Below are 12,103 nucleotides of genomic sequence, written 5' to 3' on the forward strand. Positions count from 1 at the left end.
AATATAATATAATTTTACCAAAAAAAGGGTTTTTATGCAGTTTGTCTATTTTCCGAATCCTGGCGTACAAATCACTCTTACCGGTGACGAACACAAATATTTATTTAAAGTAAGAAGAGTTAAAAAAAATGAATTAGTAAAAATAAGAAATTTAAAAGATGATTATTTGTATATTTATAAAATTGAAGCAATTAATAAAAAAGAGGCCATATTGTCACTTGTTGAAAAAAAACTATCACCGAATAAACCTGAAAAGTTTTTCCATTTGGCTTGGTGCATAATTGACCCTAAAAACATTGAAAAAGCACTTCCTTCATTAAACGAAATAGGAGTCGGAAAAATAACATTCATTTACTGTGACTATTCACAAAAAAACTTTAAATTAAAACTTGAGAGATTAACAAAAATACTTATAAACTCTTGTCAACAATGCGGCAGAAGTTCTTTAATGGAAATAGAATTTTTGGATTCTTCTGATGAATTTTTCCAAAAATACAACAACTTTTCAGCTCTTGATTTTGACGGAAAAGAAATAAAATGCGGTTTTTACAGCAGCTATCCTTTTTTAATAGGGCCAGAAGGAGGATTTAGCGATAATGAAAGAAAGTATTTTAAAGAAAAATTCAGATTAAAAGGTTTTATTTTAAGAAGTGAAACTGCAGCTGTAGGTATAAGCTCAAAAATACTTTTATAGTCAATAATAATAGATATAATTCAAATTAAATTCAAAAACCTGAGGCATAACGCTTATATATAGTTTCAGTTCATCCGCTTTTATTAGCCTTTTTTTACATCCCACGATTATATTGTAACCTAATTTATCCAATGTGTTGTAATACAATATAGGATTTGCAAAAAAATGCAGTTTTTTACTGTAAGTATTTTTTTCAGATATATAAGCGCCGGCTCCAACTTCTGAATAAGAAGTAAATACATCGGAATACCCAACGTTTTTCAAATAAAACCTAATATTCGCATGTCTGTCGTATCTTCTTATGTAGTCAATGTTAAAAAATCTTTTATTAAAACTTTTATTTTCATATTTATCTTTTGCAACCCCCAGACTTGTTAAAAATTTATTCTCTGTATTTAATTTAAATTCGGTTTTTATACTTACCAAATTTTCTTTTACGGTATAGATTTCCTTATCGGCAAAATTTAAGAAGTTAATATTCTTGTTTATATATGAAAACAGCTTTATTTTTGGATTGTCAATTTCAAAATTTTTATATATTTTAAATACCATAGACGAACTATCTGAATTCTGATAACCGGCACCTAAAACATAACTGTTGATTTTCTTTGACAGTATTATTTCATTAATATTTTTAAGTTTATATATTTCAAGCTCATATTCATTGTGTTTTATTTTTAATTTGTTTGTTATAAAATTTTTTTGAATGTCAAAATTATATGATACATAATTACCGTGCTTTCTAAACATATCGAAATATGCCTTGTATATTTGTGAATTGTTACTTTTGTTTTTAAAAATTTCTTTTTCGGCCTGTTTGTATCTTTGAAGTTTATAAAGCCCCTCTATTTTCTGATATGAAGCAATTTTTTTATTTATCAGTCGATTGATTTTATCTTTATCATACTGATATAAAGCCAAATTCATTTTAATATTGTCGGAAAGTAAAAATTTCTCATTGAATTTTTTAATCTCACTTTCTAATGTGTTTTTTTTATTTAACTTATTTTTTTTATTTAACGACATATTTAGATTATTTATGTTTGATGTTTTTTTTATATTTTTTTTAATGTTAGTTTTAATGTTGATAATTTTTGAGATTTTTTTAGGGTCGTCCTGCACAATGGAGTAATTTTTAAAAGGCTTGGTATAGGGCTTTAACTTGTATATTTTATCTTTAACCAAATATCTTACGGTATATTGATGCGAATCGGTAATATAAACGAATGATTTTTTTCTTATTTTTGAAGGAAGTTGTTTTAAAAAATTTTCCGCATATTTTTTGGAATTGGATGTATACAGCTGAATAGAGTAAAACTTACCGTACAAACTAATACAAAACGCTACTGCAGTTATTAAGGCTCTCATCTTTCAAACCTTCGTAATTTTTCATATGCACGCATATAATCTAAATATAAAGCGTAATATTTTTTATAATTTAAATTGTGTGATTTTAAATAATTCAGAATTTTCTTTATTTTATAATAAGAACCGTAATGCAAAAGATTATAAAAATAAAAATCTCGATATGTCTGGTTTTTTAAAATTTTTTTATTTCTTGTAATTAGTTTATCAATTCTTCTGAATAACATGAATTTAATCTTTTCGTCATTCGTAAGATAATAATATTGTATGAGTAAATTTATATTGTTTTGTTTTTTTAACTGTTTTTTTAACAATTTCATTGCTTCATATTTTTTATTTAAAAGTAAATAAGCTCCCAATAAAATATTTTCATCTTTAATTTGGTTTAAATAATTTGCAATTCTTTTATCTTTTCTGTCAAGTAAAAACCAAAAATAATCATTTCTAAATTTAGGGTATTTATATATAAGCCGCTGATAGAGTTTGTCAAGTTTTTCATATTTATGTAAATCATTATAAACTTTAACTAAAAACTCATAATAAAATTCCGGTTTGTTTTTAATATTCAAAGAAAGTATCGCTTTATAGTTTTTATTTTTATATGTATATTTTAAATACTCAAACAACAACGCATTAGAGTACATATAATTTTTTTCCAAAACATCATATGCTTTTTTTATATTGTTTTCATTTAAATATGACAGATAAAGTTCATAAATTGTTTGAGGTTCTTTTTTAATTTCATTCATATGTTTCAACCACTTGATTTTATCCTGAATGAGGTTAAGTTTATCAGAAAGATAATACATTCTCGAATAGTATTGATATGTGTCGCTTTTTATTTTTTTCATAACTTCATACGCTTTTTTATAATTCATATCCGATATATAAATATTACTTACATAAAAAGCGACATCCAAAGGTATACGCCTGAACTCATCAGCTAATTTCAAAACTTTTTCATCATCCCCGAGTGCATAATAAATCTTGAAAAGTTCAACTAAAAAAAGGTCTTTTTTTGTTCTTTGATATAGTTTTTTATAAAACTTTATACCTCTTTCAAACTGTGCATTATTAATGTAAGTATAAGTAAGTTCTTTTATATATTTAAGATTCCCTCTTTTTACTTTATCTTCAAAAATATTTAATAATAAAGACTCTTTTTTCAGATACATTGCCAAAGGAATCACTATTTTAATATTTTTTTTAACGCCGTCTTTTATGAAATATTCCAACGCTTTATCATATTCTTTATTCCATAGATAAACTTCAGCCAGTAAGTAATAATTATCTGTGTTTTTTAGAATTTTAACCGCGTCTTTATATCTTTTCAAATTGATGTACGCTTGAAGTTTGAGCTCTTTGTTTTCCGACCTATCAACAGAGAACCTAATCAGTTTTGTGTTTTTTGTTAACAGTCCCACTCTTAAAAGAGTATCAAAACCTTTTTTGGTTTTTATTTTTTTATAAAACTGCCTTGCGTAAAGATTGGCCAATGTGTTTTCTTTTAAATACAATAAAACCTCTTCCATTTTAATAAAATAATTTTCGTTAAATTTTTTATTGACTTCACTTTCAAGATATCTAAGAGCCGTTTTGTATTTTTTCAACGCTAAAGCAACATTTATAAGCTCATCCGTATAATGAAGATGTTTTAATGTTTCAAACTCCAAATCTAATAAATTAAAACTTTTTGCTTCTTTATAAATATATTCAAACTGTTTATCTTTTTTTGCATATTCAAATAATGTATATAAAAATTTTTTAATTTCACTTATACCACTTTTTTTATTAAAATATTTTCTTTTTGCAATCAAATATTCGTAATAAAATTTTTGATAACTGTCTTTTTGTTTTTTTAATAACTGCTCCGCTTTTTTAAATTCTCCTAAATTTATATATTTTTCTGCCAAAATATATTCCAATTTTGAAGAAGGGTAAAATTTTAAAATATTTTGTAAATACTTGACAGCCGTTTCACTGTTGTCGTTTTTAATCATTGTATATAAAGTATTTCTTGGAAAAGCGGCCAATAAAAAAATAATAAATATTACAACAAATGCCATTAACTCTTTGGTAGTTAGGAACTTTTTACTTTTCGGCAGCACATTTAACCTTTACTGCGTTGTTATATATTATCAATTTACAGTTTTTAGGAAGAAAAAAATCAACTTTTAAATCACCGAAACCTTCATCGAAATTATAAATACCGTTACGGTGCGACATTATTCTTTTATTTGCGTATTTCAAATACGGAACGTCACTCTTACCGAATACAATTTTATGTAGTTTAGTATTGTCTAAAGAAATATAGGTATATCCTTTTTCAAATACGTATCCCAACACTCCCTTGCTTTTTTTAACATCAACATCATGATTGCCTTTTATTTTCAGGGTTCTTAAATCTGAAGAGTTTTTGTATATATAAAAGCCGTTCAAGTCTTTTAACAAATACGAGTTCTCAAAATCTTTTGCAATTTTTATCCACTCACTTGTATACATAGGCAAAACATGTTGTTTTAAAGAATAATTTATTACATTTTTCAATGCATACAACGAAGCCGGATAAGCCCCGGAATAGTGATGAAAATAAATATCGACAGCTTTAAGCCTTCTTGGATTCTCCGTCAGTTCAATTGTCTGCTTAGCTTTTATATATCCAAGCTTGTTTTTCCATAAATCGGTATATATGTTCTCATTCGCCATTTGTGCGTAAATTTGGAAATACTCGCCCCTGTATATCCCAAGAGGAGCAATATAATATAAAAATTTTTTACTTTTCATTATATAAGTGTCTTGTCCGTTAATGGCAAGTATGCCGTGATTATCAACATATGCCAAAACATTGCGCGGCGGATTACAAGCTCCCGTCCAAAAAAAGAGATTCGATTTTTTACCCGCAAGTTTAGACACAAATTTCAATGATCCGTTTATTTCCCTTATAAAAGAAAAACGGTAATTTTTTATTGGGAGTCTCGGATGGTTTTTATCAACCCAGTCAAAAGGATGAGAAAAGCTATGACTTGCAGGTTCCACATTTTTTAATCTGAAGATTTTACGCGCTATTTTCATTGCCTGTTCGGAATACTGAGGATATAAGCCATACGGAGCAATTTCTCCTTCGATAACTGAAACGGAGAAAGGTAGATTATATTTTGAAAAAACTTTTTCATACAGTTCCTCGGAAGCGAATTTTGATGTTATGATATTTTTATTTACAAACCCGTCCCCATCTATATGGGAAAACCATATTCTTCTGCCGTTTTCCGTAGTAAAATCAGGTAAAGGAAGTTCTTTTAACCCAAGTGTTTCAGGTATAAAAGTAAACGGATTCACTTTCCATAAAATTATATTCCCATAATAATCAAAAGGATTTATAAAATATCCTCCCCATTCTGTTTTTGCGGCAATAACAGTCTTTTGATTAGCTTTATTAACAAATGTAACTAAATATTTTGCATTTAACGGATCGATTATTGGATATGTTTTAATTGTGCCCATATCAAATGTCGATTCAAAAGGTTTTAATGCACTTTTATATAAACTAAAACAGTATGAATTTGATTTGTATGTATTTATTTTTAAAAAACTTAAATTCTCTAAACCGAATTCAGATAAAAAAAGGATTTTTTTTCCTTGTTTAATTTGAGCATTTAACCATTTCTGATAAATTTTTTGATTTTTAACTTTTTTTTCCAAAACAACAATTATGTAATCATACATCGATGTGTCGTAAGGAAGTTCGGTAACTGTTTTCAAATCCGGAATATATCCGAAAAATTCAAGAGGCATAGACACCATAATGTGAGCCAAGGAGTTTTCTTTTGAATCTATTGTATTATAAACAACTAATATTTTTCTCGGTATCAAATATGTATTACTCACACCTATACTATATAAATTTTTATCCGCAATATACGGTATAAAGCCTAAATTCTGAATTTTTTTAGCCAAATCAACCGCTATATGTTTATCAAACGGTTCAATATAATCTATAACTATAGGAATAATTCCTTTTGTTTTTGCATTATTCAGTTCAGAAATTATAAATTTTTTTTCATTTTTAGAAATATTTCTTCCATTATCATTTGTAAACAAATTTTCCACAACAATTGCATTCGGTTTAACTTCATCTATAAATTCGAATCCTCTGTTAAATATTATGATTTTATTTTTAAATATTTTTTTCACTTCTTTTAAAAAATTCAAAAGTGCGTTTTTATAGCTCTTTTTATCAACTTTTGTTAATTCAAAACTATCAAGCGTATCTAAAAAGACACCGTCAAAATTATTTAATTTTTTGATTTTATTTAATAAATATTTTTTGTATTCTTTATTTCTTATATCATATATGTAACTGTGCCATTTTTGATTATACCCTATAATCCATTTTGGATTTAACTTTTTTTCATTTTCTTCAACACTAAAATATGCTATTAATTTAGAGTCCGTTTTATATCGTTTTACATTCGAATTAATAACCAGCCAGTCATACGTATAAAAAGCTTCTTTCGGGACATTAAACTGATAATTAAACCCGATGCTCAGAGCAAAAAGACAATTAAAAAAAAGACTAAAGAAACATAAACGTTTCATAATGAAACCTTTCAAAATTTTTATTCAAAAAAACCAATCCTATAATAGAAACAATAAAATATGCCAATGCGAATCCGTAACCATAATAAAAAGGACCTAAATATTGTGTAAACAGTGTCAAAGAAAAATTCAAAAAAAACAAAAGTACAACCAAAACCAAGACTTCTTTTCTTCTATCTAAATAAAACAGTATTGTCACAATAGCCATAAAAAAAACCAGCAGCGTTGTACCTATCATGTCTACAATAAAAAGAGGAATATATATTTTGGATATATGGAAAAAATTAAAAATATTATCTGCAAAAAGGATTATAAGAAACGTTACAAGTATCTGTATTCTCAAGATTTCAATCAAACCCATTTTGGCACTGTCAAACATTTCATTGGCATATATGTATAACTCTTTTAATGTTCCGTTTTCCCTTGCGGCCGAAAAATATTTATCATAATTCAAAGCAAAATCCACTTCTATTCTAAGTAAAAAAATAGCCATAGCCGGAGCAATTGCTAAATAAGCTAAAAAAATCGGATAATCATATATAGGAGAAAACCTTAATAATCCAATCCCTTCCACACTCGTAGACGGTGCAAACCAAAAAATAAATTTATCAATCCATATACTCGCATTAAGAAAAAACCCTATAAAAACCAAATCCTTGTATATATTTTTTAAAAACTCAAAAGAAATTAGTTTATTTGTTTTAAACTCTTTGAAAAACATCGACATTAAAAAATACAACAAAATAGACTGCCCTATAAAAAATGAAAGCATAAAATATTCAAGTCCCAAATCTCCTATAATTACAGACAGCACGACAATTAAAACATATGAAATCAAAAAAGAATAAAAAATAAATTTATAATTTTTAAGTCCAGTTAAAACTATATTCACAATCCATATTGCACACATAATCACAAATGTTGCTTCAAATAAAAACGTAAGCATTAAATTTTTCGTTTCATGATATATAGAAATACTAAAAGGTAAAACAAAAATACTCCCTATTAGCATACTAATCACAATAGCACCTATAGTGTTAGGTAAAACTTTTTCTTTTTCTTTTTTAAATAACACATCGGCAACGTATCTTGTAAACGACAACTGAAAAAAACTTGTTGTAATTAAACTAAAAGCAATAATATACGTTATCATTAACGTAAAAGCCACCACCATGTGTTTACTGTTGAAATAATAATTAACCAAAAAACCTGCAACCAAAATACTTAGCATTGAGACTATCCAAGGTCCTGAGCTTACTATACCTGCATACGAAAACGCTTTTACAAGAGAAAAAATAGTGTCTTTTTTTAATATTTTTCTAATTTCGAATCCGATACCCGCCATTATTTCTCCAGATATTTTAAATAAATGTCTCTATAATTTTTAAGAAACATCTCTTTAGTGTATAACTTTTCAACTCTCTTAATTGCCGCTTTTTTTGCATCATTGTATAAATCTTCGTTTTTAAAAAATTTCACATAAGCTTTCGCAAGTTCTGTCGGGTTTGCTATAGAAACGACTTCACCAGCTTTTCCTAACTTTTTGTCTTCCTGATTTCCACCGTATATCAAGTCCTTACAACTCCCTACATCTGTAGTTACAGCAGGTATACCTGCGGCAAAGCCTTCTATGATTGTTAAAGGCATTCCCTCACTAATTGAACTTAATGTCAACAACCCGGTTTTAGGTAGTATATCTTTTATGTTTTGAAATCCTAAAAACTTAACTTTTTCCCCTAATCCTAACAAATCCACTAACGTATGACATTCCTTTGCGTATGTTTCATCTTCATCTTCTGGTCCAACAATCCAACCTTCGAGTCCTCCAATCTCTTCACTGGCTATTTTTACAGCTTTTATAAATGTTTTAATATCTTTTATAGGAACAACTCTTCCTATAAGTGACACGACTTTGGGTATTTCATTTTTTCTGAGTTTAGATAATTCCTCAACATCAACACCATTCGGTATGACTTTTGTTTTATTTTTATCTGCTCCGTATTCTATTTGGATTTTTCTTGCTTTTTCAAAAAGCGATATAATTATGTCAGCACTTTCATACGTTATTTTTCCTATATTTTCAAAAAATTTAATCCACATTTGCTTTGCATAAGCCAGTTCACCTAATTTTTTTTGAAAAATACTTTTATTTTCTTTAAATAAATTCGTATTTAGCATGTCTATTTTTCTTTCTCTCACATATATGCCATGCTCTGTCAAAACAAAAGGAATTTTATAATTTGAAGATAAAAGCGATGCTAAAAACCCGGCATATCCTGTTGACGGAGAATGTACCATTTTAGGCTTTTTAATATTATTAGCAATATTTACCACTCTCCAAATAGGAGTATGCATATTCCTAACAGACCAAAAATAATCAATAAAAGGAGAATCAGGTGTATTTTTCATGTAGTTTTTTTGAATATATTCCCATGAAGATTCCGAATATAAAAATTTTTCAAATGAGGCTGTGGTATTATAAAACTTAAGGGATTTCACATACTCTGGCATTGTTTGATCTTTTGAATTAAACCACTCATGCAATTGTTCAACAATGTTGAAATCTTTGTATTTCGGAATATATTTCGGAGACGGAGTTTCTTCTTTTTTAAAAAGATAATCAACATACAGATATGTTAAATTTTCAGGCAATTCATATTTTATCTCTTGATAATCAGATTCGGCGGAACCGATAAATACTAATCCGAATTTGAACTCATTCAATCCGGTTATTAATTGATGTATCCAACTCGAAACACCTCCACGTACATAAGGATAAGTTCCCTCAGCCACTATTAAAATATCATAATCCCCGTTTCTAAGTATCATGCCACAGCCTGTATATGTTATAAAATTTTTCAATATATTTAATTTCGGGATACTGCTCTATTAATTTTTTAACCGTCTTAAAATCTTTTTTATAATATGCAGCTTCAATAAAATAAGTTACTGTATCGCTGTTAATTTCAAGTTGTTCTAATATTTTAGAAACATTTTCGTAATCTTTTTTCATTAAATATACTCTCAGTAAAATCATTTTAGCTTCTTTCGAAGAATTGTTCTTAAGAATATCAATGATATTGTTTATATAGTATTCTTTAAAAGTTTCATCAGCCAGTTGCAAATAAATCATTTCCCAATAAAGCTTTGCGAGTTTGAGTTTAAGGTCTTTTGCATTACTGTTTTTTAATATTTTATTAAGTTTAAAGATTTCATTGTTTATCTTTTCGTCCAATGAATTTATTAAAGAAAAACATAACAACCTAATTTCATCATTTTTATCTCTTAGCCCAAACTTTAAAAACTGAATACTTAAAGGCGATATTATTTCGGAAATTATAATAAAGGCTTTCAATCGAAGGTCAGGATTTAAATCCTGATTAGTAATATATGAAACAATCGCCCCTTCTCCCAAAAATCGTTTTATCAGCAAAAGCTCATCCATCGTTAAAAGTTTTTCAACCTCTATATGTTTAAAATCATCTTCTGTTTTTTTTGTTTTTTTAATTAAAATAAGATAAAAAATTAAAAGCCCTATATATGCCAGTACGGGCATAAAAAAAACAAACATAAAAACAAATAAAAAAATAAAATATTTTCTTGTTTCAACATTAAATTCTTTAAATAAAGAAAAACTCATTAGAACAGATATAAAAATACTTAAGACATAATGTAAAAACAAAACCAAAAAAATAGACATATTATAAAAATTGTAAAAAAAGAAATTAACAATAACAAAAGTATCTAATATTATCAATAAAAATAAAACGACATTGTTAACTGTCTTCATTTAATGCCTTGTTGAGGTTATCCAAATCCATTTGCATCAAATCATATACTTTATATTCAACATCTATTTTTCGTAAAACCTTGTTTAAAAATTGATTTACCCCGATCTCGTTTGTAAAAGGTAAAATTACAACCAATTTATCTTTATATTCAAAAAATATATCAACTCCTCTTATCATTTTTGATATCTGAACACTCTGCAGAGGATTTTTAATATTGAAGATGACTATATGATTTTTTATTCCGTATTTTTTAGACAAATATCTCAAACTTTCAATTTCTTTTGCCACTAATGGATCAATAACGTATTTATGGTATTTTTCGGGAATATTCAATAAATTAACAAAATACGTTAAAAAGAGAGAAATTGTAATAAGATTATCTTTGGAAAGACTGAAAAACGGCATCGATTTTATTACAAACAAACCTTTTAATTCATCGCTTAACGATACAACGGGTATTACCGCTATATATTTACTGCTGTTATCCGTATTAATTGAATAGCTCAAATGTTTATTTTCCAATACCTGCTTTACTAATTCGTCATCCATATCTAAATTGATTTTTTCTCCAATATTTCCTTTTAACTCATAATCGCCGTCCTCTTTTTTAAAAAACAGACTTGCTTGTTCCAATTTAAACAGTTTTTTTAAAAGGTTTAGAAAAATATCTATACTTTTATTTTTATCTTTTTTTATACTTTCTTTTATTTCCTTTAATATTTCTCTAATGCTAAAAGGTTTTAAAATATAATTTTTTTCAAGCTCGTCATGAGAAATTTTTAATAAATAATAAGCATTTCCCAAATCCTCGACCCTTCTTTTCAAAAAACTATTTTCTTCATTCAATTTTTCTAATTTTCTATTCCAAAAATATTTAAACTCGCTGAAAATAAGTAAAAATATAAAATAATGACTGAGCATAAAAATATCAACACTTCCTAAAAAGAAATATTGAGCGGCAAAATACAAAATATAAAACACAAGCGAATAAATAAAACCGTAAAAAAGAGAAATTATTATAAGTGCATACAGATATATATTTATTAAGTATTCGGAGTAAAACATCTCTTTTGGAGAGAAAAAATAGTTAAAAAGCACTAAAACAATAAAAATAACGAATGTTTCAATTAAAGCGTATAATTTCATTTAGTCAACTTAAACAAATTATCAAACCCTTCTTGAGTTAAAACCCCCACGGAATTATAAGTATCTCCCACCCTGCTGAAAGTAGCGACATAAATGTATTGTTTTTTAGCTTTATCATAAATTTTCACAGTTACACTAACTGCGGGTTCACCGTCTATGCCGGTTTTATATCTGTATTCATTTACATATCCCGTAATAATATATCTGGCATTTACGTTTTTTAACAAATCGTTAATATCTTCAACCGAATAATCTCTTTCTTCATAATTCCATAAACTACCGTTTAAAGAAACACCTTTAGATCTTAAAACACCTTCTAAAATACCGGCAACTTTATATCCTGCCATCGGAGTTTGAGTAAGGTTTGCAAATGGGATTATTTTGTAAGTATTTTTAGTAGGAAAATTTGAGCTCATATTATATGTTTCTTTAACGCATCCCGTAAAAAACAATAATATTACAGCTAATAAAATTTTTCTCATCACCCGCCCCTCTTGTAAAGAAAATTTTA

At 27.1% G+C, this 12,103-nt stretch carries 9 protein-coding genes; 1 reads left to right on the plus strand and 8 read right to left on the minus strand.

The window, feature by feature from the left end; translation table 11 throughout:
• Positions 1–34 precede the first annotated feature (34 nt).
• On the plus strand, positions 35–694 hold the full coding sequence (locus NAMH_RS07010) for a 16S rRNA (uracil(1498)-N(3))-methyltransferase (protein ID WP_015902139.1): 660 nt from the start codon (positions 35–37) through the stop codon (positions 692–694).
• Here the strand turns inward: NAMH_RS07010 and NAMH_RS07015 are convergent, their stop codons facing one another.
• From NAMH_RS07015 to NAMH_RS07050, 8 genes are read right to left on the minus strand one after another with little or no spacing between them, the layout of a single operon-like run.
• Positions 695–2,062, minus strand: a complete 1,368-nt coding sequence (locus tag NAMH_RS07015; RefSeq protein WP_015902172.1) for a hypothetical protein — start codon at positions 2,060–2,062, stop codon at positions 695–697.
• Positions 2,059–4,167, minus strand: coding sequence for a tetratricopeptide repeat protein (locus NAMH_RS07020; RefSeq protein ID WP_041361643.1), 2,109 nt, complete (start codon positions 4,165–4,167; stop codon positions 2,059–2,061). The genes NAMH_RS07015 and NAMH_RS07020 overlap by 4 nt, the downstream gene beginning before the upstream one ends.
• A complete protein-coding gene (locus tag NAMH_RS07025; protein WP_015902415.1) occupies positions 4,151–6,655 on the minus strand; it encodes an endo alpha-1,4 polygalactosaminidase in 2,505 nt (834 codons plus the stop codon). Before NAMH_RS07025 ends, NAMH_RS07020 begins: the two co-directional genes overlap by 17 nt.
• Positions 6,633–8,000 carry an exopolysaccharide Pel transporter PelG gene (gene pelG, locus NAMH_RS07030; protein ID WP_015902527.1) on the minus strand — a complete coding sequence of 456 codons (1,368 nt, stop codon included), beginning with the start codon at positions 7,998–8,000 and terminating at the stop codon, positions 6,633–6,635. The genes NAMH_RS07025 and pelG overlap by 23 nt, the downstream gene beginning before the upstream one ends.
• On the minus strand, positions 8,000–9,484 hold the full coding sequence (gene pelF / locus NAMH_RS07035; protein WP_015902405.1) for a GT4 family glycosyltransferase PelF: 1,485 nt from the start codon (positions 9,482–9,484) through the stop codon (positions 8,000–8,002). The genes pelG and pelF overlap by 1 nt, the downstream gene beginning before the upstream one ends.
• The gene (locus NAMH_RS07040; protein WP_041361647.1) at positions 9,474–10,445 is read right to left on the minus strand and encodes a hypothetical protein; all 972 of its coding nucleotides are present in this window, start codon (positions 10,443–10,445) and stop codon (positions 9,474–9,476) included. Before NAMH_RS07040 ends, pelF begins: the two co-directional genes overlap by 11 nt.
• Positions 10,432–11,592 carry a YrzE family protein gene (locus NAMH_RS07045; RefSeq protein ID WP_012663893.1) on the minus strand — a complete coding sequence of 387 codons (1,161 nt, stop codon included), beginning with the start codon at positions 11,590–11,592 and terminating at the stop codon, positions 10,432–10,434. The genes NAMH_RS07040 and NAMH_RS07045 overlap by 14 nt, the downstream gene beginning before the upstream one ends.
• The gene (locus NAMH_RS07050) at positions 11,589–12,074 is read right to left on the minus strand and encodes a lipoprotein (RefSeq protein ID WP_015902037.1); all 486 of its coding nucleotides are present in this window, start codon (positions 12,072–12,074) and stop codon (positions 11,589–11,591) included. The genes NAMH_RS07045 and NAMH_RS07050 overlap by 4 nt, the downstream gene beginning before the upstream one ends.
• Between the last annotated feature and the right edge of the window lie 29 nt (positions 12,075–12,103).

This window comes from Nautilia profundicola AmH, from assembly GCF_000021725.1.
Taxonomy (GTDB): domain Bacteria; phylum Campylobacterota; class Campylobacteria; order Campylobacterales; family Nautiliaceae; genus Nautilia; species Nautilia profundicola.

Excerpts from the sequence above, each read along its gene's own strand:
- NAMH_RS07010 (WP_015902139.1), top strand. The coding sequence starts at position 35 with ATGCAGTTTGTCTATTTTCCGAATCCTGGCGTACAAATCACTCTTACC.
- NAMH_RS07025 (WP_015902415.1), bottom strand. The coding sequence starts at position 6,655 with ATGAAACGTTTATGTTTCTTTAGTCTTTTTTTTAATTGTCTTTTTGCT.
- pelF (WP_015902405.1), bottom strand. The coding sequence starts at position 9,484 with ATGATACTTAGAAACGGGGATTATGATATTTTAATAGTGGCTGAGGGA.
- NAMH_RS07050 (WP_015902037.1), bottom strand. The coding sequence starts at position 12,074 with ATGAGAAAAATTTTATTAGCTGTAATATTATTGTTTTTTACGGGATGC.
- NAMH_RS07015 (WP_015902172.1), bottom strand. The coding sequence starts at position 2,062 with ATGAGAGCCTTAATAACTGCAGTAGCGTTTTGTATTAGTTTGTACGGT.
- NAMH_RS07045 (WP_012663893.1), bottom strand. The coding sequence starts at position 11,592 with ATGAAATTATACGCTTTAATTGAAACATTCGTTATTTTTATTGTTTTA.
- pelG (WP_015902527.1), bottom strand. The coding sequence starts at position 8,000 with ATGGCGGGTATCGGATTCGAAATTAGAAAAATATTAAAAAAAGACACT.
- NAMH_RS07040 (WP_041361647.1), bottom strand. The coding sequence starts at position 10,445 with ATGAAGACAGTTAACAATGTCGTTTTATTTTTATTGATAATATTAGAT.